This window comes from Photobacterium sp. NCIMB 13483 (assembly GCF_003025475.1).
GTDB classification, from domain to species: domain Bacteria; phylum Pseudomonadota; class Gammaproteobacteria; order Enterobacterales; family Vibrionaceae; genus Photobacterium; species Photobacterium piscicola.
This window is the reverse complement of sequence record NZ_PYLV01000003.1, coordinates 121,106-143,408: the sequence shown is the minus strand read 5'-3', so window position 1 is coordinate 143,408 and position 22,303 is coordinate 121,106. Positions and strand designations below refer to the sequence as shown.

General features: G+C 36.2%; 19 protein-coding genes. 7 read left to right on the top strand and 12 right to left on the bottom strand.

The window, feature by feature from the left end:
• Nucleotides 1–35: 35 nt before the first annotated feature.
• Nucleotides 36–608 (top strand): gamma-glutamylcyclotransferase family protein, encoded by a 573-nt coding sequence (locus C9I86_RS04235; protein WP_107275732.1) that lies wholly within the window; start codon nucleotides 36–38, stop codon nucleotides 606–608.
• A gap of 16 nt (nucleotides 609–624) precedes the next feature.
• Nucleotides 625–876, top strand: a complete 252-nt coding sequence (locus C9I86_RS04230) for a hypothetical protein (RefSeq protein ID WP_080157798.1) — start codon at nucleotides 625–627, stop codon at nucleotides 874–876.
• Between the two features lie 52 nt (nucleotides 877–928).
• Here C9I86_RS04230 and C9I86_RS04225 read toward each other — a convergent pair whose 3' ends face one another.
• Nucleotides 929–1,759 (bottom strand): DUF3108 domain-containing protein, encoded by an 831-nt coding sequence (locus C9I86_RS04225; protein ID WP_107275731.1) that lies wholly within the window; start codon nucleotides 1,757–1,759, stop codon nucleotides 929–931.
• A gap of 375 nt (nucleotides 1,760–2,134) precedes the next feature.
• Between C9I86_RS04225 and C9I86_RS04220 the strand changes: the two genes are divergently transcribed.
• A complete protein-coding gene (locus C9I86_RS04220) occupies nucleotides 2,135–2,353 on the top strand; it encodes a hypothetical protein (protein ID WP_080157796.1) in 219 nt (72 codons plus the stop codon).
• 151 nt (nucleotides 2,354–2,504) lie between these two features.
• Nucleotides 2,505–2,978 (top strand): DUF2947 domain-containing protein, encoded by a 474-nt coding sequence (locus C9I86_RS04215; protein ID WP_080157795.1) that lies wholly within the window; start codon nucleotides 2,505–2,507, stop codon nucleotides 2,976–2,978.
• A gap of 52 nt (nucleotides 2,979–3,030) precedes the next feature.
• Here the strand turns inward: C9I86_RS04215 and C9I86_RS04210 are convergent, their stop codons facing one another.
• Together C9I86_RS04210 and C9I86_RS04205 are read right to left on the bottom strand one after the other, a co-directional pair.
• Nucleotides 3,031–4,335 carry a sensor domain-containing diguanylate cyclase gene (locus C9I86_RS04210; RefSeq protein ID WP_107275730.1) on the bottom strand — a complete coding sequence of 435 codons (1,305 nt, stop codon included), beginning with the start codon at nucleotides 4,333–4,335 and terminating at the stop codon, nucleotides 3,031–3,033.
• 181 nt (nucleotides 4,336–4,516) lie between these two features.
• Nucleotides 4,517–5,356, bottom strand: a complete 840-nt coding sequence (locus C9I86_RS04205; RefSeq protein WP_080157793.1) for a pirin family protein — start codon at nucleotides 5,354–5,356, stop codon at nucleotides 4,517–4,519.
• Between the two features lie 282 nt (nucleotides 5,357–5,638).
• Here C9I86_RS04205 and C9I86_RS04200 point away from each other — a divergent pair, with 282 nt between their 5' ends.
• The gene (locus C9I86_RS04200) at nucleotides 5,639–7,087 is read left to right on the top strand and encodes an NAD-dependent succinate-semialdehyde dehydrogenase (RefSeq protein WP_107275729.1); all 1,449 of its coding nucleotides are present in this window, start codon (nucleotides 5,639–5,641) and stop codon (nucleotides 7,085–7,087) included.
• Between the two features lie 241 nt (nucleotides 7,088–7,328).
• Nucleotides 7,329–10,388, top strand: a complete 3,060-nt coding sequence (locus C9I86_RS04195) for an FAD-binding and (Fe-S)-binding domain-containing protein (protein WP_107275728.1) — start codon at nucleotides 7,329–7,331, stop codon at nucleotides 10,386–10,388.
• Nucleotides 10,389–10,486: 98 nt separating this feature from the next.
• Here C9I86_RS04195 and aqpZ read toward each other — a convergent pair whose 3' ends face one another.
• Both aqpZ and C9I86_RS04185 read right to left on the bottom strand, forming a co-directional pair.
• Nucleotides 10,487–11,191, bottom strand: coding sequence for an aquaporin Z (gene aqpZ, locus C9I86_RS04190; RefSeq protein WP_199190742.1), 705 nt, complete (start codon nucleotides 11,189–11,191; stop codon nucleotides 10,487–10,489).
• Between the two features lie 487 nt (nucleotides 11,192–11,678).
• Nucleotides 11,679–12,563 carry a LysR family transcriptional regulator gene (locus C9I86_RS04185; RefSeq protein WP_080157789.1) on the bottom strand — a complete coding sequence of 295 codons (885 nt, stop codon included), beginning with the start codon at nucleotides 12,561–12,563 and terminating at the stop codon, nucleotides 11,679–11,681.
• Between the two features lie 169 nt (nucleotides 12,564–12,732).
• Between C9I86_RS04185 and C9I86_RS04180 the strand changes: the two genes are divergently transcribed.
• On the top strand, nucleotides 12,733–13,419 hold the full coding sequence (locus C9I86_RS04180) for a cation transporter (protein ID WP_080157788.1): 687 nt from the start codon (nucleotides 12,733–12,735) through the stop codon (nucleotides 13,417–13,419).
• Nucleotides 13,420–13,469: 50 nt separating this feature from the next.
• On the opposite strand, the gene C9I86_RS04175 is transcribed toward C9I86_RS04180, so the two are convergent.
• From C9I86_RS04175 to C9I86_RS04145, 7 genes are all read right to left on the bottom strand, one after another.
• Nucleotides 13,470–13,949, bottom strand: a complete 480-nt coding sequence (locus C9I86_RS04175) for an NYN domain-containing protein (RefSeq protein ID WP_080157787.1) — start codon at nucleotides 13,947–13,949, stop codon at nucleotides 13,470–13,472.
• 102 nt (nucleotides 13,950–14,051) lie between these two features.
• Entirely contained in the window at nucleotides 14,052–16,175 is a 2,124-nt protein-coding gene (locus C9I86_RS04170) for a type I secretion system permease/ATPase (RefSeq protein WP_107275727.1), read from the bottom strand.
• 1 nt (nucleotide 16,176) lies between these two features.
• A complete protein-coding gene (locus C9I86_RS04165; protein ID WP_107275726.1) occupies nucleotides 16,177–18,105 on the bottom strand; it encodes an EAL domain-containing protein in 1,929 nt (642 codons plus the stop codon).
• Between the two features lie 13 nt (nucleotides 18,106–18,118).
• A complete protein-coding gene (locus C9I86_RS04160) occupies nucleotides 18,119–18,742 on the bottom strand; it encodes a transglutaminase-like cysteine peptidase (RefSeq protein ID WP_107275725.1) in 624 nt (207 codons plus the stop codon).
• Between the two features lie 44 nt (nucleotides 18,743–18,786).
• On the bottom strand, nucleotides 18,787–19,377 hold the full coding sequence (locus tag C9I86_RS04155) for an OmpA family protein (protein WP_107275724.1): 591 nt from the start codon (nucleotides 19,375–19,377) through the stop codon (nucleotides 18,787–18,789).
• An 11-nt stretch (nucleotides 19,378–19,388) separates the two neighbouring features.
• Nucleotides 19,389–20,699: a TolC family outer membrane protein gene (locus tag C9I86_RS04150; protein WP_107275723.1), complete on the bottom strand. Its 1,311-nt coding sequence runs from the start codon at nucleotides 20,697–20,699 to the stop codon at nucleotides 19,389–19,391.
• A 4-nt stretch (nucleotides 20,700–20,703) separates the two neighbouring features.
• Nucleotides 20,704–22,098 carry an HlyD family type I secretion periplasmic adaptor subunit gene (locus tag C9I86_RS04145; protein ID WP_107275722.1) on the bottom strand — a complete coding sequence of 465 codons (1,395 nt, stop codon included), beginning with the start codon at nucleotides 22,096–22,098 and terminating at the stop codon, nucleotides 20,704–20,706.
• Nucleotides 22,099–22,303 lie beyond the last annotated feature (205 nt).

Below are 22,303 nucleotides of genomic sequence, written 5' to 3'. Positions count from 1 at the left end.
TCTTAATCAATAACGTCATTATAATATGGAGTGTTATGTATATTTTTGGTTATGGTAGTTTAATTAATACATTTTCACGACAACGAACGGGAAACACCGGTGCTGCAATACCAGTGTTAGTTGAAGGATTACAGCGATATTGGGGTAAGATAGAAGGGAGTTACCCTTCGCCATTAGTCGTTGTTCAAGAACAAGGCCAATGTAATGGTGTGTTAGTTGAAATTGATGCAGTGGCATTAGTTGAGTTTGATAAACGTGAGCATGGTTATCAACGAGTAGAGATTGCATGGCAAGATATTACATTTATCGACGATCAATCACTCAAAAGAGAAGGTGTTGTTTGGGTGTATACAAATAATAATTTTTGTACACCATGCCCTAAAAAACCGATTATTCAAACTTATGTTGATACAGTGCTTGCTGGGTGTTTAATGATTTCACCACAGTTTGCTGAGTTATTTATATCAACGACAAAGGGGTGGCAACATGCTTATGAAAATGATCGCCACCAACCTAAATATGGTAATCTAGCACATGTTTTTAAACAGGATAGGCTAATTATTGATCAATTGGTGAGGTTTGCAATAATACGTTCTCATCAATCGTAATAAGAATATAAATATAATGGCAAAACCCAATAAAAAAGGACCGGTTAAAACGGTTGATGTAATATGTGGCCGTTGTAAAACGTTATTGTTTAAATATCGCAAAGGTGGAAAGGGCGCATTAGTAAAATGTTTTAAAGAGAGAATAAGTAAAGATTTTACTCTGCAAGCCTGTGTTTGTCCTGAATGTCAGATGGTATTTGGCCGTGAAACATTGGTTCGTGGCACACCAGCCTATAAAATTATTGGCAGTAAAGCGGTAGCAAAATAACGGCAATAAACAGCTAGTGATTACATAACTGTTTAATACCGTAATAGTCGTGTTATTTTATTAGAACAGGGTTAGGACAGATTATTTTTTTACTGACTAATACTGCTTTTAGATCGAGTAATTTACGTTTGTAAGTTGCTCGTACGAGTTGATAGTCAATTGAAGGTGCAAACCACAATGAGAGTTTACGATCTTTTTTCTTTATTTGATCAACTCTAATTGCTTTTATATCACCAAAATTAGTTGCGATTGTTTCTTCTCCGATAACCTTAAAGTAGTAATGGCTAGTGTCGTCACTATTTTGCAGTATAAAGTCAAAACTCTTCTTACCTTGCATAATATCTAATCGCATCTGCGCACCAATCGTATCGCCATCCAGAATTGGTAATAAACTTTCACTAAATTGATATGATTTACCATCTTCAATCACGGTAGATTTTGCACCGTTATCAGTAAAAGTAGCAGAAACGTTGCCTGTCATTAATCCTTTTATATTACGTTCAAAAGAATCTGTCACAAAACTATGACGTTGTGGTGACCAATGCAGCTTTGAATGTTGGTTTAATTTTGCTGTAGTGATTAATACATTAACAGTACTCTTTGTATAAATATCTGCTTGAGTACCATTCCATACCAAATTACGTTGATAATTACCGATATCATGCCCTTCAAAAAAAACCTTATAGTTCAATGTCTTGTTGCATTGGTTGTTTTTTCTCGGTAATGATTGCTCTAAATTACTCTCTATATTTGTTGGAGTATTATTTTTTTGAATTGGCACACTGCTAATAGTAGAAGAGGGTGCCAATGTGTCTGCGTTAGCATTAATAGTGATACTGAGTAAGCCCACTAAAGAAAAAGTCATAATAGGTAATAAACGCACGAATACTCCTGGAATAATTACAAATAACCGTGTTACTTGATGTTAATTATAGCTGTTTAATAGTCTAACAGATGTGTCATAAAATTAACGTAGCTAATTGTGATGTAATAATGAGATTAGCGTATGAATAATTAAGAATTAAGAAAAAAATATTTATTTAAAAGTTCATGAGAATCATATGGTTAAATTAATTATCAGGTGAGGGCCTTTTTAAAAATAATGTGATTAATATTAAGGTATTGTTTTTTAAGTAATTAAAGTTAACTTTTCTGCGCTAGTGATATGACGATTTGATATTGGTTATTTGACGTAATCCTTGGAGAAGCCTATTTTTATTTGGTTGTTATTTGTGTATTTTACTTAGAGGAGTTAAAGATGAAAAAGATGAACTCGTCATATCGATTACAGATTATTAAGGAAATTGCCCAAAAAAGGCAAATGCAGTCCACCGATGATCCGATGGCGAGGCATATATCTGAACTTCTTGAATGTCATCATGATGGCCCTATAAAAGCATCGCCGACTTTTTCAGATAATCATTATGATGATCATATCGGTGGTTGGGTCAGTGATTTATGGGGACAGAATAAGTAAATAAACACATTTCTAATACCATAAATGGGTGCAATTTTTTGTTGTACCTTTTTATATCAGAAAGAATAGATATAAAAATTATGGGTGAGATACTGGAACAAATATCATCACTGATGTACATTGCGTCGTCTTTATTTTTTTAGGCTGACAAATGAATTATACCGAATTTGATAGTTACGCGCGTAAATGGATTTTCACTCATGCTTCAATGCCTGTGGCTGAAGCTGATTTAGTACAAATAAAACCATTTACTCAAGCTCGTTCGGCGCAATTGTGGTGTGAACACGTGAGTAGTCAGAGTCCTGATGCAGATCATTTTGAAAAAGGTGATTGGGCCTTTGATAAAAAAATTTGGTCGGATGCAATAGACTGGCAGCAAGCTTGGGACAGTGATGAACCTGAGTTACCAGCAGAGCTGTTGGCTGATATAAAGTGGGAAGATAACACAACCATTTTTTTCTGTTATGAAAAATACAATATTATCGAAACTAAATGGGGTGTATTTAAACGCAACTGGAAGAATTTTTTGTTTTTTGATGACGGTCCTTTATTACTTGGACGCAAACAAAAACAAGCCATTTGGTTCCAATCAAATGGTACTTTTCAATTAGCGACACGCCCATAAATTGATATTCATTTTAAATGCCGTATCTGTTCTGGCAGATACGGCATTTTCATCAAAACGAATTACATTCTACAAGGCATCCCTTGCCGGCCATTTTGGCTTGATACATCGCAATATCTGCTTGGAATAAAATATCATCAATAGTCTGTTGCATATTTGGATGCACATAATAACATCCGATACTTGCGTTAATGGCTAAATGATGTTGATTTATAATTATCGGTTGTTGAAGTATTTTTAGTATACGTTTGCATGTTTTGATGACATCGGTATGTTTTGTGGCGGGATTAATTATTGCGATAAACTCATCACCAGAAAGACGCGCAACCATATCACTTTTTTTTACAGCATTACGTAATTTATTGGCTGTGATTTTTAACACTTTATCACCTATTTGGTGGCCATAATTATCATTAATGATTTTAAAACTATCTAAATCAATAAAAAGGACAGCGAATATATGATGGGTAGTAAGTTGATTTTTTAGTTCATCATTTAAACGATTAGTCAGTGCTATTCTATTGGGTAGCTCTGTTAATGGGTCATGGTGATTGATATATACTAATCGATCAATTTCTTTTATGGTTGTAAGGTCAGTTGCGATAATTGAATATTGTATATGATTGTTTTTAATGTCAATTAATTTATTTACCTTTACATATAAAGGAATGTTCTTTTTGCTTACCATGTGTTGAATATTAAATTCACCCTGCCATTGATGTGAGTTATTAAGCCCATGAGAAAGGGATGCTTTAATTTTTTCATATGCTGGAGTATGAATGAAATTAATCAAAGGTTGGTGAATGATATTTTCATAATTAAGACCAATAAGGCGGCAGAAGATAGGGTTAACACGAGTAATGATACCATTGCTATCAAGAAAGATAATTACATCTTGGCTGTTATTAAATATACTTGATGTTAATTGTTGCTGATGTATATCTGTTTGTTTTTCTTTGGTCAGAGTTGAGATCTCTAAATCTATATTAGTATCTTTCTCGGTAGCGTTACGAATCATTACTTGATAACATTTAAAAATATCACTCTCATGAATATTTTCATTGCTATATATACTGTATTGGTTATTGGTTGTGTTTTTTAATTGATGTAATGGTTTAATAAACCATTTGTTAATACGGTTTAAAATATAGAAAAAAACAAAAAAAAGAGTACAGATTAGTAAGATATTTAATTTTACATGATGGTTGTGAATGACATTCAAAGTATCTTTATCAAAGAATCCAATCTTAATAAGTGCTTGAAAAATAATGTAAATTGAAGCAAGGAATAGGAGCAACTGCAATGCTATTTTTATATATATTGAGTAATTTGAAGAAAACCTTTTGAAGGTTAGCATAAAAAATACCTTGTGACATTAATTATGATGGCGCAATTACAACACTAGCCATGTTATTTATTACGCATTAATGCATTATTTTTAGTATAGGAATAGTTTTAAATAATATCATGGTATGAGCGCAATCATGCATATTAAACTTATAAGTATTTTTTATTGATATATATATAATCATAGTTAACTATTCATTTTTATTTTTAATAGTTTCCATTAAATTTTTAATTGTTACCTCACTTTTACTCATATTATTCTCACAAGAGTGAACGGAATGTTGATTTGTTATTAATGGCTGTTTTAATGGAACGGCACAAGCAATGAAAAAACGTGAACTATGATCTGTTGTGGTTATTATTATTGGTGCTGATGATGATTCGAAAAATCCCATTTGAAACGGCATTAATTTATTATTAGCACTATAAGAAATACCAGATTTTAAGTAAATAAAGCAGGAGTGATAATCTTGGGGCGGGGTAAAGCACCATGTACTGTAAGATGTCATAATAATATCGAGCAATATTAACTCACAATGACTTTTAATTGGGCTGGTGTGTTGCTGGTAATCACCAACCAATACTTTTGTTGTTGAATGATTATCTTCTACTAAGGGAAGGTGGTGTTTCTTAAATAGTTGGCTTTTTGGTTGGCACATTTCATTATTATTTGCTGCTGGTAATGCCATCCATAACTGGAATGATTCTGTTGTTGATTGCTGAGGTAATGTGGTTGATTTATGAATAATACCTTGACCGCTCGTCATCATATGGATATCACCACTTTTCACGATATGATGCTGTTGTGTTGAATCATGATGTAAAATAGTGCCAGTGAGGGGGTAGCTAATAGCTTCTATTCCTGAGTGGCCATGAAAACTCAAACCATGGTTCGTGGGGGATTTTGACGTGAAATGTTCCCATAAAACGAATGGATTTGTGGTAGGAAAATGTTGTTCATGGATGAAAGAAGTAGTAATGCCTTTTTTAATGCCATGACGAATATGAGTAAGTTGTCTACTTTTCTGCATAAGATATTTATGTCCACTTTAAAATAAAAGTAAAGCTATCGTTCATTCTTAATATCTATGTTATTTAAAGCGTAGTCGCGATAATAATTATTTGCAGATGAATAGCCTAATTTTTGCGATTTTATTTCTATCGATAACATGTTACTGAATAGCTTCCTAAGCTGTTATATTGGTAAGGTTGTAATATAATAATGTAATCAGTCAGTTATTTATTTCAATGTACAGTTTAACGGGTATTCTTCTGGCTATTCGTGCATTGAAAAAATAAAGCAAGGTATCGTAATGACATTATCTTTAGGTGGTTTGTTTAAGCAACAAGCGTTTATTAACGGCGAATGGGTAAACGCATATTCAGGAAAACACACGGTTATCACTAATCCTGCTACCGGTGAGGTTATTGGAAATGTTCCTTTAATGGGAGTTGAAGAAACACGTGTAGCAATAGATTGTGCTGATAATGCATATCGACGTTGGTCAAAAACAACGGCTAAATATAAAGCGACCGTATTACGTCAATGGTATGAGCTTATTATCAATCATTCTATTGAATTAGCGACTATTTTGACCTTAGAGCAAGGTAAACCACTGAATGAAGCTAAAGGTGAAATAGCCTATGCGGCAAGCTTTGTTGAATGGTATGCCGAAGAAGCTAAGCGGATGAATGGTGAAATAATTCCAAGCCATAAAGCTGACGCAAGAATTTTGGTTTCACGCCAACCTGTTGGGGTTGTGGCTGCTATTACTCCATGGAATTTCCCCGCGGCAATGATCACGCGTAAATGTGGCCCTGCATTTGCCGCAGGTTGTGCCGTGGTATTGAAACCGGCACCTGATACTCCCTTTACAGCATTGGCATTTGCAGCATTAGCGCAAGAAGCCGGTATTCCTGATGGCTTATTCAGTGTTGTAACGGGGGATGCGGTTAAAATTGGTGCAGAGCTTACGGGTAATAAGAAGGTTAAGAAGATTTCCTTCACTGGCTCTACAGCGATTGGTAAATTGTTGATGGCGCAAGCTGCGGCAAGTGTGAAAAAAGTGTCATTAGAATTAGGCGGTAATGCACCATTTATTATTTTTGATGATGCTGATATTGATCGCGCCATTGAAGGTGTGATGATTGCTAAATTTCGTAACGCAGGCCAAACGTGTGTCTGTGCTAATCGTATTTATGTACATCATAGTATTTACGATCAATTTATTGATCGGCTACGTCAACAAGTCGCTTTATTAAAAATTGGTAATGGACTTGATGATGGCGTGACTATTGGTCCATTAATTAATCGAGCGGCGGTTGAAAAAGTTGAACGTCATATTCATGATGCGATGTTAAAAGGTGCTCATTTAGTGCTAGGTAGTCAACAAGCATCAAGTGATTGCTTTATTATGCCGACGATTATTCGTGATGTTCGAGATGACATGTTAGTTGCGACGGAAGAAACTTTCGGACCATTAGCGGCTATTTTTAGCTTTGACGACGATCAAGATGTGATTGAGCGTGCTAATAATACTGATTCAGGTTTGGCAGCTTACATTTATACACAATCACTATCGCGCGCATTTAACGTTAGTGAAGCATTAGAATATGGCATGGTTGGTGTGAATGAAGGCCTTATTTCTACAGAATTAGCTCCTTTTGGTGGTGTTAAAGAGTCTGGGTTAGGACGTGAAGGCGCACACCAAGGGCTAGAAGAATACACTGAAATGAAATATACGTTGATGGGCGGCATTTAGGGATCTTTGTACATTGAGTCCTATTAAAATAAAGCTCTATTATTAGGGCTTTATTTTATTAACTCGTAGTATAAGTAATATACACGTTATAAATTGTTTTGTTTAGTTTCTAGGTAGAGTAAAGTGCAACTATATACATTTAACGTATTGTTAAAGTTACTAATAATGAAGAGTAAATCCAGTGCTATTGGATATGGCAACGCATGAATGCGTAATCACTGGAAAAGGGAGAGTAAAAAATATGTTACCTGCATTAACCTATCAAAGTAGTATTGATAATAGCGTACTATCGTATTTAACCGCATTATTCGATGCTGGTTTTCAAGGTGATATTGAACAAAGTTATGCTAGCCGGTTAGCGGTTGCAACTGATAATAGTGTCTACCAGAAGTTACCTCAAGCTGTGGTATTACCTCGTAATATTGATGATCTTATTCTTATTGGGAAAGTTGGTTGTCATGATGATTATCAGAGTGTTACATTTTCTCCTCGCGGTGGCGGCACGGGTACAAATGGACAATCACTAACATCAGGAATTGTGGTTGATCTTTCCCGTTATTTAAATCAAATATTAGAGATTAATATTACGGAAGGTTGGGTACGTGTTCAAAGTGGTGTCATTAAAGATCAACTTAATGATGCTTTACGGCCACATGGCTATTTCTTCTCTCCCGATCTTTCAACCAGTAATCGTGCCACTATTGGAGGCATGATTAATACTGATGCTTCTGGTCAAGGCTCATTGAAATATGGCAAAACGTCTGATCATGTCTTGGCATTGACCGCGGTATTAGTTGATGGCTCTGTACTCAATACTGAGCCATTGAATGATGAACAAATACAAGCATTGGACAATTCTGCATTGGTTGATCATGCGATTCAGACAACAGCTCAAATTTGTCGAAATAAACGCCAACAAGTAGTTGATAAATTTCCACAACTTAATCGGTTTCTTACCGGCTATGATTTGAAAAATGTTTATGATGATCAACTTCAAGAATTTGATATTGCACGGTTATTATGTGGCGCTGAAGGATCTTTAGCTTTTATAGCAGAAGCAAAATTAAATATTACACCGATTCCAAAGTCTCGTACTTTAGTGAATATTAAATATGATAGTTTTGATTCGGCATTACGTAATGCTCCTATGATGGTAGATGCTCTTGCATTGTCTGTTGAAACCATTGATTCCAAAGTTTTGAATTTAGCGAAACAAGATATTGTTTGGAATACTGTTGAAAGTTTATTAACCGATGTTGAAGGAAAAACCATGTTAGGTATTAACATGGTGGAATATGCAAGCAATGACATTGTTGAGAACCAGCAACACGTTGCGGCATTGTGTCAGCGACTTGACCAACTAATAACAAATCAACAAGCAGGTGTTATTGGTTATCAAGTTTGTGATGATTTAGCCAGTATTCAAAAAATGTATACCATGCGAAAAAAAGCCGTGGGTCTATTAGGTGCTGCAAAAGGCACTAAAAAGCCGATAGCATTTGCTGAGGATACTTGTGTACCGCCTGAAAACTTAGCCGATTTTATTGCTGAGTTTAGACAGTTATTGGATGAGAAAGGGCTTAATTACGGCATGTTTGGTCATGTTGATGCAGGTGTCTTACATGTCCGTCCTGCATTGGATATGTGCGACCCTCAACAAGAATTGTTAATGAAAGAAGTATCAGATCAGGTGGTTACATTGGTCGCTAAATATGGTGGTCTAATGTGGGGTGAACACGGTAAAGGATTCCGTTCTGAATATGGTCCTGCTTTTTTTGGTGAAGAATTATTTACCGAGCTACGTCGAATTAAAGCGGCGTTTGATCCCCATAATCGTATGAACCCAGGTAAAATTTGTACACCACTTGGTAACGACAGTGAATTAGTAAAAGTTGATAGTGTGAAACGGGGTTTTTATGATCGTCAAATAGCGGTCACAACACGAGATAGTTTTAAACAAGCTATGGAATGTAACGGTAATGGTTTGTGTTTTAACTATGACACCAGTTCACCAATGTGTCCTTCAATGAAGATTTCAGCTGATCGTCGCCATTCACCTAAAGGACGAGCGGGGTTAGTACGTGAATGGCTAAGGCAATTAGCTGAGCAGGGAATCAATGCTGATGAACTAGAACAACAGTTATTAACCACATCTCCAACAATCAAACAGATTATTGATCGTTTAAAAAATACCTATGGTTCTAATCGTAATCGCTATGATTTTTCTCATGAAGTCATGGAAGCGATGAATGGTTGTTTAGCGTGTAAAGCGTGTGCTAGTCAATGTCCGATTAAAGTTGATGTACCAAGCTTTCGCTCACGATTTATGAATATCTATTACAGCCGTTATCAACGTCCGGTAAAAGATTATTTAGTGGCATATGTTGAAAATATTTTACCACTAATGGCGAAAGCACCAGTCATCGTAAACAGTGTAATCAGGCCACAATGGTCGAAAAAGTTAACCTTAAAGACTATTGGTTATGTTGATATGCCTTTATTGTCAGTGCCAACTTTAGCTGAAAGTTTAAGTGGTCATCATGTGTTATGTTTTGACATGTTATGGTTACAAGCTTTATCAGATCATGAGCGAGAAAATTACGTTCTGGTAGTTCAAGATCCTTTTACTAGCTTTTATGATGCGCAAGTTGTACGTGATTTCATCCATTTAATTGAAAAGTTGGGTAAAAAGCCGATTTTATTGCCATTTAAACCCAATGGAAAAGCACAACACGTAAAAGGGTTCTTAAAAGCGTTTGCAAAAACGGCGACATCAACGGCTGATTTTTTAAATCAATTAACGGTATTAAATATACCTATGGTAGGTGTCGATCCTGCTTTAGTGCTGTGTTATCGCGATGAATACACTGAAGTGCTACAGCAAGGCCGAGGTAAATTTACAGTTTTAACCGCACATGAATGGTTATTGCCATTATTACAACAAGTACCTCAAAGGCTAGCATTAAATGATAAGCCCTGGTATCTATTTGCCCATTGTACGGAAAAAACTAAACTACCTAATGCGGAAAAGCAGTGGGGAGCTATTTTTACCCATTTGGGTGGTGTCATGGAATCGGTGCCAGTGGGATGCTGTGGAATGGCGGGTACATTCGGTCATGAAAGCGATAAATTAGAAGCGTCAAAGAGCGTGTTTAATTTAAGTTGGAAAGAGAAGATTGATCAGTATGATCCCACTCGCTGTATGGCGACTGGTTATTCATGCCGTAGTCAAGTTAAGCGACTAGAACATATTCAATTTAAACATCCAGTACAAGTGTTGTTACAGTTGGTTGATCTCTAAATGTGAAGTTGATGAGCACCGTATAAATTATAAGCCATAAAAAAAGCGAGCTTAATCATTAAGCTCGCTTTTTTATATTCAGTGTTAGCTTAGTAAGCTTAGCTTACTGAACGGTATTCGTTGTCAGGACATAACCAACGGTATACAACACCCGCAATTGCCGCACCAATAAGAGGAGCTACCCAGAACATCCATAGCTGTGATGTTGCCCAATCACCTACAAATAATGCAGGACCAGTACTACGAGCAGGGTTAACTGAAGTATTTGTTACTGGAATACTGATTAAGTGAATCAGTGTTAGTGCTAGACCAATAGCAAGGCCAGCCATTTGTGGTGAAGCAAGTTTATGTGTAGCGCCTAAAATTACGAATAAGAACATGAATGTCATTACTACTTCAGTAACAAATGCTGATAGTAAAGAGTAATGGCCAGGAGAATGGGCACCGTAACCGTTAGAAGCAAAACCATTGGCAAGATCAAAACCAGCTTGACCACTTGCAATAATATAAAGCACACCAGCACCAGCAATACCACCAAGTACTTGTGATGCAATGTAAGGAATAACGTCACCAGAAGGGAAACGACCGCCAGCCCATAGACCAACAGTAACGGCAGGGTTTAAGTGACAACCTGAGATATGACCAATTGCGTATGCCATTGTCACAACTGTTAAACCAAATGCTAGAGCAACACCTAAAAAGCCAATACCTAAATCAGGGTATGCTGCAGCTAATACTGCACTACCACAGCCACCGAGTACTAACCAACCGGTGCCAATAAATTCAGCAACTAATTTTCTCATCATAAAGCTTATTTCCTTTTAAATTACGATTAAGGGTACGTTAGAAAAGATAAACAACGAATGATATAACTTTCTTCTTTACTCTTGTAACGGCTGAATGGTTATACTTAGTCCGTCACTGCTATTGTTACGTTATTACATATATGCTAGGTCGTTTTTAATCGTTATTTAGTATCATTAATGACACTGGTGTTAGACGACCTTATTTGCGGCGCACATATTGAATTAAAAACGCTGTGCAATCTAGCCTGTAGTTGAAGATTTAACTATAAATTATCTTATTAAATAATAATTTATTCTCATAGGTGTTGGTTTTTTTCTGAAAATTTATTTATAGATGGGAATAAGTCTAGCAATAAATGGCTTTTTGTTAGGTATATTTACCATTATTTTAGATATTATGCTTAAAATGTGAGTGTTTTATAGATCTATGCTTAGGTTGTATTTATGTGATTAATTTTGCTGTTATAAATGTGAATATTCAACATTAATCGCCTTCATCAAATAAATAGCTTTCTAATTGTTCGGATAACCATTTTACAACTGTTCCGCGTCGAGACTCATTTTCAACAACTTCACCATATGATTGCCAATTCATGGCTTTATTATACTTAATCACTTGAAGGGTGCCTTCTCGTAGGTGTTGCTTAATGAGAATTGCAGGTAAAGATGACCAACCCGTTTGATCAAGTACGGCATCACGTAAGTGTTCGTAAAAAGATAAAGCGATATATTTCCCAGCCTTAGGGGTTACAATACGTAAGCTTTCTTCATCAAAATAAGCAACAGCAATTTCAGTGTAACGCTCGAGATCTGCATCATTTACTTTTCGAAGTTGGCTTAGAGGGTGGTCTTTGTGAGCGACAGACATCATCCGTATTTGGCCAAGATCTGTTTGTTGTAGTCGTGAAAAAAGATGTGTATTAGGTAATAAACCATAAGCGACATCAACAAGATTTTGCGCCACCATCTCTTCTAATTCTTGTGTTGGCGCACTATAAATTGACACACTTGTTTGTGGAAATTGAGTGCGTATTTGGCGTAATAATTGACGCCATAATGATTCTGGTAATGAATCATCGCGTGCAATACGAATACTGGCTTCTACTCCTACATTATATTGTTCACATCGTGTATGAATATCTCTAGCGATTAAGATGATACGTTCAAAATCATTAACAGTCGCTTCGCCAATAACGGTTGGAGTAATGCGGTTACCACTGCGGTTTAACAATTCAACGCCTAAACTATCTTCTAATGAACTTAATGCTGCACTGACTGTGGTTCGACTTTTTCCATGTCGACGAGCGGCTTCGGCAATTGAGCCTGTTTTTATCGTTGATAAAAACATTTCAATCTGAGCTATTTTCATTGATGGCACCAATGTAATAAATGTTGTGATATAGGGAAGTATAATAACGCTTATTAGCGACGATAAATTCGACGCTCAGTGATTATAGTATTAATAGAAGTGGTTGTATCATCTTATTAGTTTCACAATTAAACAAAAAACGACGAAAAATTTGTCGATTGAGGTCTATATGTCTAGTTCAATGCAACAAGAGCGCGGTTTACTCCTGTTGTCTACCGTGTCATCGTTTACTTTTGCTATTTTAGGGATTGTGCTTGGGTCACTTGTTGGTTCTTTAGTGATTATTTTTGATGGTGCATATTCTTTAGTAAGCTTGGCGTTAACCATGTTATCTCTGGGTGCCGCGCATTATCTTCATAAACCTGAAATAAATAAAGATAGTTCGCAAGTAGCAATGATAGCACCAGCTGTTATTGCGATTAAAGGCTCAGTTATTGCTTTAATGTGTATTTGGTCTTTCTATTCAGCTGTTGAAGCTATTTTGGCTGGTGGTCGTGATATTAATGCGGGTGTTGCTTTAGCTTTTGGTATGATCAGTGTTGTGGGTTGTTATGGCACATATCGTTATATCAAAATCAAAAGTAAAAATATCTCATCAGTATTAGCTGATGCCGAAGCTAAACAGTGGGTCATGGATACCGTGATCAGTGCTGCTGTATTAATGGGTTTTGTGGTCGCGAAAATTTTAATGATGACTCAATATGCACATTTAGCTGTTTATGCAGATCCTACAATGGTGATTTTAGCGTCTATTTATTTCATTATTGTTCCTGTGAAAATGGTACGTCAAGCAACCAGTGAACTCATGGATATTTATAGTCATCCAGATCTTGTTCATGCTCAGCATATTAAATAAAATTTGATGAATAAAAAAGGCCAACATAATTGTTGGCCTTTTTTATAATATTAACGTCCCAGTAATAGAGTATTTTCTATTTCTCGATAATGTTGTGCTGTATTAATTAATGAGGTTGCAGTTAAACCAGGCACTCCATATATTTCTACGATGGTATTGTATTTGGTCTGTACTTTATCGACCAATAAATCAAAATCACCATCGCCAGATAATAAAATAATACGATCAACATCTGCAGCATGTTCTAACACATCAATAGTGATTCCAACATCCCAGTCACCTTTCGCTGAGCCATCACTGCGTTGAATAAATGGCTTTAATTTAACGTCAAAACCAATTCCCCGTAGGATATTTTGGAATTGGCGCTGTTTTTCATCACCTTTATGAATAGCGTAAGCATAAGCTGCAATAATTTCGCGGCCTTGTGATACTTCTGCCCAAAAAGCATTGTAATCAAAATTACAGTGGTACTTTTCTTTAACGGTGTAATAGATGTTTTGGACATCGACAAAAATAGCAACTTTTTCCACGAGAATCCTAAAGAGTTTAAATAACCAGTTTGTTATGGTGGACAAACTGGCTATACATTACAACTATTATTAATTAAATAATCATATGTATGACTATTCTCACTATTTATTGGCTGATGATTGATTAATATTGCCATTGCGTAATGTTTGTAATACCTGTTCTTTCGGTCCGTCAGCAACAATATGACCATGTTCCATAACGATTAATCGATCCACTACATCCAGCATTCCTGTCTTATGGGTGATCAGGATTAAAGTCTCATCTTGCTTCATTTGACGTAACTGCTGTTTAATGTACATTTCTGAACGATTATCCATACTACTTGTTGGTTCATCCATAATAAGTACTGGGGGCTGGCTAAGAAATGCACGCGCTATAGCGATGGCTTGACGTTGGCCGCCGGAAAGGGCATGACCACCTTCACCCACTTGTTTTTCTAAACCCGCAGCATCATGCTGAGTGAATGCGGTTACTCCTGCACGTTCTGCCGCAAGTAAAATTTCTTTATCTGTTGCTAATGGCCGTCCAAGTATAATGTTATCGCGAATTGAACCAAAAAAGAGAGTAATATCTTGTGGCACACAACCAATATTACGTCGAATATCAATATGATGTAATTGGTTTATATCCGTATCATCAACGCGAACAGATCCTTGTTGAGGTTGATATAGTCCCATTAATATACGTTCAAGACTGGTTTTTCCTGAACCAATACGACCGATAATGGCCACTTTTTCACCAGGGTTGATTGTGAAACTGATATTTTTTAATGCCGCTTGGGTTGCATTTGGATAACTAAATGTGACGTTATCAAATTCTATTTTTCCTCGAATAATTGGACGATGAATATAGCGTTTACCTTCTTCTTGCTCTAGTGGCATTGCCATTAATTGCTCAATAATGGTCATGGCTGATTTAGCTTGATTATAACGGGTTGATAGTAGTGCGAGTTGTACCATCGGACCAACAGCACGACCACTTAGCATCGTTGATGCTATTAATCCACCCATGGTTAGATTACCGTTAGCGATTAAATACACACCAACAACAATCATTGCGACTGATACAAATTGTTGTAAAAATCCTGCGGTATTTTGAACTGAATCTGTTAAACGACGAGATTTTAGTCCCCAGTTTGAAATATGGGTAACGGCTTCTTCCCATCGATATTGAAACTGGCTTTGTGCCCCAAACATTTTGATGGTTTCTAAACCAGATAAACTTTCAATTAAGTTAGCGTGTTTTTGGGAAGCTAAACGCGATCCTTCCTCAATTGTACGTCGTAATGGACGTTGAATAAGATAACTATAGATAACCAAGATTAAGACTGCAATAAGTGGAACTAATGCTAGGGGTCCAGCCATAACATAGATTATAAATAAGAACAGTAGTGCAAATGGTAAATCGATTAATGATGAAACCGTCGCCGAGGTGAAAAATTCACGAATAGATTCAAATTCTTGTAAATGACGAGCAAAAGCACCAACGGAAGCTGGCTTTGCTTCCATACGGATGCCCATTACTTTGCTATATATTTTTGCTGAAATTAAAAGATCTGATTTTTTTCCTGCCAAATCAATAAAATAACTTCTTAATATTTTTAAAACGAAATCAAAAATAAAAATAATGGTAATACCAATAGCAAGCACCCATAAAGAATCAAATGCAAGATTGGGTACGATTTTGTCATAAACCAAACGAGTAAATAATGGTGCAGCAATGGCGAACATGTTAATTAAAATAGAGGCAATAAAGACATCACGATAAATACTGCGTGATTCCCACAAGGTGCTCCAAAACCAGTGTCCATGGCGTGTTTTTAGAATTTCAGGAGAACGTTCATCGTAACGAAAACGTTTCTTTATTAAGAATAAATGACCACTGTATTGCGCATTTAATTCATCAATATTAATCCATTGTTCTGAGCCTTCATTTTGTGGTAATACAACTTCAGCTTCTCTTTTTTCTTTATCAATACTGAGGATGACACAAGCATCTCCACCTTTTAGTAATGCAATGATAGGAAAGAGTAATGGTGATAGTTGAGTAAGATCTAGTCGTGTTTGTTTGGCTTGAAGACCGGCTTTTTCTGCTGCTCGAGGTAATAAAAATGGAGTAAGTAATCCGTCAGTGAGAGGCAGATCTGCAATTAATGCATCTGGTGAATTTGCTTGGCCGTAGAAACGACTAATATAAACAAGTGATTGAAGTAATGGATCTTTCATGTTATTTCCCATTAACTAACTGAGCGGTGACATAACCTTGGAAACCTTGAACTTTTAACTGTGTTAATTTTTGTTTTTGCTCAATTGTTTCGACACGAGAAGCAATGGTCAGTATTGATAAGTTATTGGCACTACGTGTTATTGACTCTAAAACATCGGTTTTTACTTGATCATCTAATTGTGATGTATAAGCAAAATCCAATTTTACATAGCTAGGTCGCAGTTTATTCAGATAACCTAGAGAGCTAAAATTGTGACCATAATTATCAATACCAAATTGGAACCCGTTTTGGCGAATGATTTCACAAAGTAAACTGGTGTTATCGATATTTTTAATAAAACAAATTTCAGGTAATTCAAATAAAATGTTTTTTTTCATTTGAGGGTTAGATTGAAGTTTACTGTTAAGCCAACGAATAAAGCCCGTATCATTAATACTACTTTGAGTTATATTAATGGCGACAGGAACTGATTTTGTTTGTTTGGTTAATTGGTTAAAAATAGTATCAATGATATAGCAATCAAATTTGGTGCCTTCATTGAGTTTTTCTATTGCAGATAAAAATTGCCCGGCATTAAAACGGTGCTGGCCTTTTTTAATGTAAGCAAACATCTCTTTATGAATGACATTATTATTGCTATCAACAGCTTTTTGGAACGTAAAATGAAGTAGGTTATTTGCAATCGCTTCTTCAACTAATGTTTTCCATTGTTGTTTACCCATTGCTGGTATTGTTTTGTTCTTATTACTATCTAATAGCGCAATCGGCTCTTTAACTTGTTGGCGTGCTTTATTTAGGGCGTTGTCAGCATGAGCAAGTAATGCGGTAATAGTTAATGTAGCAGAGCAAACGACAATACCAACGGCAGCTTGAAGCGGCGCAATACCCAGAGGATCTGAGTTTAGTTCTGATGTCATATAGAGCATGCATCGCCCCGTTTCCATAAGGTCATCTTCAGAAGCATTAGGGGCAATAAGGATAAACTCAGATTGATTTAAACGGGCGATCGTAACATCATCCGCTGACAATTCTTTTAAGCGTTCTGCAAGTTTTAATACGAGCTGATCACCTGACTCATAACCTGATTGTTGGTAACTATTTTCTATGGTGTCGGACTTTAATAAAATGATGCCACCACTTGGCTTACCAAGTAACCATGATTGAAGTTTAGTGATTAAATAGCTACGGTTAGCTAATCCAGAAACAGGATCTTGATAGGCACGAACTCGTAATGAATCGGCTTCTTGGGCTTGTTGTTCAAAATGCTGCTGTAACTGAACATTCATTGAATTAAAAGCGGTAACCAGATCAATTAATTCACGAGTGTGAGGTTCTGGTAGCGGATCTGTGAAATGGTTAAGTGCCATTTCTTGTGCACTTTTTTGAATTTGTTTTAGAGGCTTTAGTACTTTATTGAGAACGAATGCCAGCACAATTGCACCGAATAATAGGCAAGCTATAAATCCAAGCACTAATTGAATAGTTGCATTCCATAATTGGATATAGGCTGATATAGGGCTGCTAGTAACTGAAATGTTGGCAAGTTGTAACCAACCACTGGTTAAGGTTCTTGTTTGAGATATGCTTTCAATATGCACTAAAGATTGAAACCAATAAGGAACATTATTCGTGATTTGCGGATAATGACGAATAATCTCTTTGTTAGAGTCTAATAACGTTAGTTTTACTTGGCTGTAATAGCCAGAGTCAAAAGTTGCATTGATAACGGACTCTGCAGCAACAAAATCTTTTGCTTTGATGTATGGCGATAATGCAAATCCAATTGAGCTGACAACATTATTAAGTTCTGTTGATTGTTGCTCTATTAAATAATTTTTTGTAGTCTTAAATTGAATCGCAAACACAGCACTAGTTAGTGAAAATAATATAACTAGCATCCACAGTAGAAGTTGTCGGTAAAGAGTCATTGTTATTTACTCATTAAAAAATGTTTCGTGGGTGATTGAGTTTTATATTTTGTGAACGGTTACGTAAATCATTCCAAAGACTTAGACGTGAAGCATTACCTGCTATTTTTCCTTGTCCTTTTTGTTTCATTAGCCATAACTTACTACCGTTAAAACTGTATATTGGTAATAGATCGTTACGCTGAGAGGCGGATAGAATATCCCCTTTGAGATTATCTAAAATTAGTGGTATAGCTGATGGTGTTGGATAATAAGTCACAACCATGTGAAATTGGTTAAGTTCAAGCGCTTTTACATACACTAATCTAAGCTTATTATCATCAATGCCAAGTTCAAGTAGTGCTTGGTATTTCGCGATACTAAAATCTTCACAATCCCCAGCACCAATGCCAACAAATTCATAAGGCGTTGCCCAATAATCATCTTTACCCCATAGCTTTTGATCACTAATAAAAACAAATTGATTAAAAAAATCATTAACAGTACTAAGTTTTTGACGCTCAGTTAAATGCTGTGATTTTTGGATAAGCTTACGCCAAGCGATTGCACGCTTCCCCGCACGTTCACCATAAAATTGTTTTATTTTTTCTATTTGGTACATGTTATTAGCAGCAGATACATTTACTGCTAATAACATGCAAACTAGCCATAATATTGTTTTTTTCAATAGTTGTTATCTGTTTAGTTTTCACGGACGGTATAGACGGTCCATTCTTTCACAACATTTTCTTGATAGCCAACAACTTGCGCTACAACACGGCGACTTAGGGTGTTGCTTTCTTCTATGTCATAAGCCATAACGGGATCACTGTCACCAAACCCGATCGTTTTAATTCGCGATGATGTAATACCATGATTAATTAATACTTGGCGGATAACACTTGCGCGACGCTTTGATAAGGCAATATTGTAAGCAGCATTACCCACAGGGCTAGCATATCCTTTAAGTTCGATATGTGTTTTGGGATATTTCACCAAAAATTCGCTCATTTTATTGATGTTTTGCATATAATTTTCAGGAATTTCTGAAGAGTCATTTGCAAATAAGACATGAATCTTATTTTCTTCTGAGCTATCAATATAGCTTGGGCAACCATCATTATCGACGACTGCATCAATAGGTGTTTTAGGGCAGTGGTCTCGTTGATTGATAACACCATCACTGTCGTTATCAAATAAATTTTTAGTTTGCTTAGCAATGGGAGGGTGAGGCACTGAAAGTGAGCAGCCAAATAATGATAGTGCGAGTAACCCAATAATTGTGTATTTCATGTTTTGTTCCTTTATTTAGCTGATTGTACCCAAGACTGAGGTATTTCAACTCGCATCTCACTAAGAATTAACCCTGTTGCATTTAACACGCGGTATTTTGCCAAAATACCATCGTACTCGGCACTTAAATAGGCTTTGCGTGCTTCAAATAATTCGTTTTCAGTATTCAGTACATCTAATAAAGAACGTTGACCAATCTTAAATTGTTTTTCATAAGCAATAACGGTACGGGCAGAGGCATCAACATGTTCTTGTAAGAATATTTTTTGTTTTTTTGATAGCGTTAATGCACTCCATGAAAGGCGTGTTCCTTCCTCTAACATACGGTGAGCACGATCTCGAACATCTTTAGATTTATTGATTTGATAAGCTGCTCTGCGTGATTTTGCGACGTCACTCCCACCGTTAAAAAGGTTATAACGCATTTTTAGCATTGCTTTTAATTCATCGGTATCACCGGCTGAGCCATTAAGATCGTGTCCCCACTCTTGTGAGGCTTCAATGCTAAATGAAGGGTAAAAAGTACCTTGTGCTTGTTTATATTGATATTCGGCAGCATTAATATCATTTGATGCGATATATACGACAGGATTACTTTTTTGTGCTTTTGCAAGAGCATCATCTAAAGATGTTGGTAAATAGTTACTATCAACTTCAGGTTTTACTAGATTGACAGGATAGGCGCCAACAATACGCACAAAAGCAGTAATCTTATCTTGAAGATTACTTTCTGCGGCTAATAAATTGGTATTAGAACTTGCTAAACGGCCATCAACTTGCGCCAAATCTGCCGTCGAACCAATCCCTGCATCTGCACGTTTTTTTATATCAACGTACATTTTTTGATGCACTTTGAGATTAGATTGTGACAAGGTTAAGACATCTTGAGCATGAAGAACATTGAGGTAAGCTTCTGTTGCTTTAAGTGCTTTATCTTGCGCATCGGATAATAGTTGATAACGTTGAGCTTCTGTTTCTGCTTTATTACGTTGAATATCGTTATACGTAATAGAACCATCCCAAATTAATTGGCGAATATTTATTTGAGCACTTTGAGGATTGTATTCCCCTGATGGACTTTTAGCTTTGTAATCGTCGCGTCCAATACCTGCCTCTAGATCTACTGAGGGCAAATAATCTCCTTTAGCGGCATTAATTAATTGATGCTTACTTTGAAATTCATTGTAAGCGCTTTTTATATCAGGGTTGGTTGAAAGTGTCTCGGCAATAGCCTGTTCTAATGACTGCGCCATTGCGGGCATCGCCAACCATTGAGCGCCGATTAATAAAGCAATATTTCTTAAAAGGTATATTTTTTTCATTTAATTATTCTCTTAACGCCGTTTGACTCGCTCTAAGGACAGGTTTCAATAGGTAATCAAGTACTGACCGTTTGCCTGTAATGATATCTGCTGATGCTGTCATTCCCGGAATGATAGGTAATGTTTCGCCATTAGGACCTTTAAGGCTGCTTGCATCAGTGCGAATTTTTACCTGATAAAAGCTATTGCCTTCTTTATCTTGGATCGTATCGGCACTGATTGTTTCTAATGTTCCTTTTAGCCCCCCATAATTAGTAAAATCATAGGCACTAAATTTTATGATTGTTGGTAGCCCTGGTCTTAAAAAACCAATATCTTGTGGGGCTATTTTTGCTTCAATCAATAATGTGTCTTCTGTGGGGACAATTTCTACTAATGGCATCCCCGGTTGAATAACGCCGCCAACGGTATTGACGTATATTTTTTGAATAGTGCCATTAACTGGAGAGATGACGGTGGTACGCTTCACGCGATCTTTTAGACCCACTTGCGTTTCTGTCATACTCGATAATTTATCACTGGTTTCATTCAGTTTAGCTTGAATTTCTGAGCGGAATTGCAAAGCAATATCTATATATTTAAATCCAGCTTCTTGAATAGCGGCTTGGGTCACGGGGATTTGTAGTTTAGCTGAATTCAAATCTCGTTTGGTGTCATTCAGGGAGCGTTGTAGCTTTAATAATTCAATGCGAGGTACTACACCTTCATCAGCTAATGGCTTAGTGATGTTGTATTCTTTTAAGGCGATATTATAACTATCTCGAAGATTAGTGACTCGAGAACGCGTTTCGGTAAGTTCTCGTTCTTTCTGTGATGCTTGTTGTGAGGCAACAGATAGTTGGTTTTCTAGATTATTTAATTTGCCTGAAAATTGGTTAAGTTGTCGCTGTACTAATTGAGTATGTTTTTTCTTAAAGTCAGTACTGAAAACTGGAGGTAATCTAGTGACATTAACACTTTTTCTCCATTGGGTATTCTTCGTGTTTTTATTGATGGTAACACTGGCAAGTAAGGCGTTAAGACGTAATGAATCCGCATGCGTTGCTGCAAGACTCTGTGTTTTTTCTTCAAAATCAGATTTAAACTGAGTGTCATCAATGAGTAATAAAGTTTGACCTTTTTTTACTGCTTGGCCTTCTTTAACTAAAATTTGTTTAACAATTCCGCCTTCAAGATTTTGTACAACCTGTAGTTGTGATGACGGAATAACCTTACCCGAGCCTGTAGTCACCTTATCTAACTTTGCCAAAGAAGCCCAAAAGATAGCAATAAAGAAGAATAACACCATTACCCATAAAATTATTCTGGCATTTCTAGGAGTATTTAGTAGTAATGCGGCTGATTTATCATCAATAAAATCGAGATCATTGGTTGATATCGAGATGGCTTTTTTACTCATATAAAAACCTATATACCTAGAAAGAACGGCTGATAAATGACATTAGCTTAAAAACAGCGTTGATTTGGCTCAGCGAACGGCCACATTGCTATAATTACAGCAAATAAAGATAGATATATTTGCCGTAGTATTTAACGCTTTAAGTATAAATAATTTCAGCGATATATATAACTAATATCTATATGTTAACGTGTTGTTTGTTTAT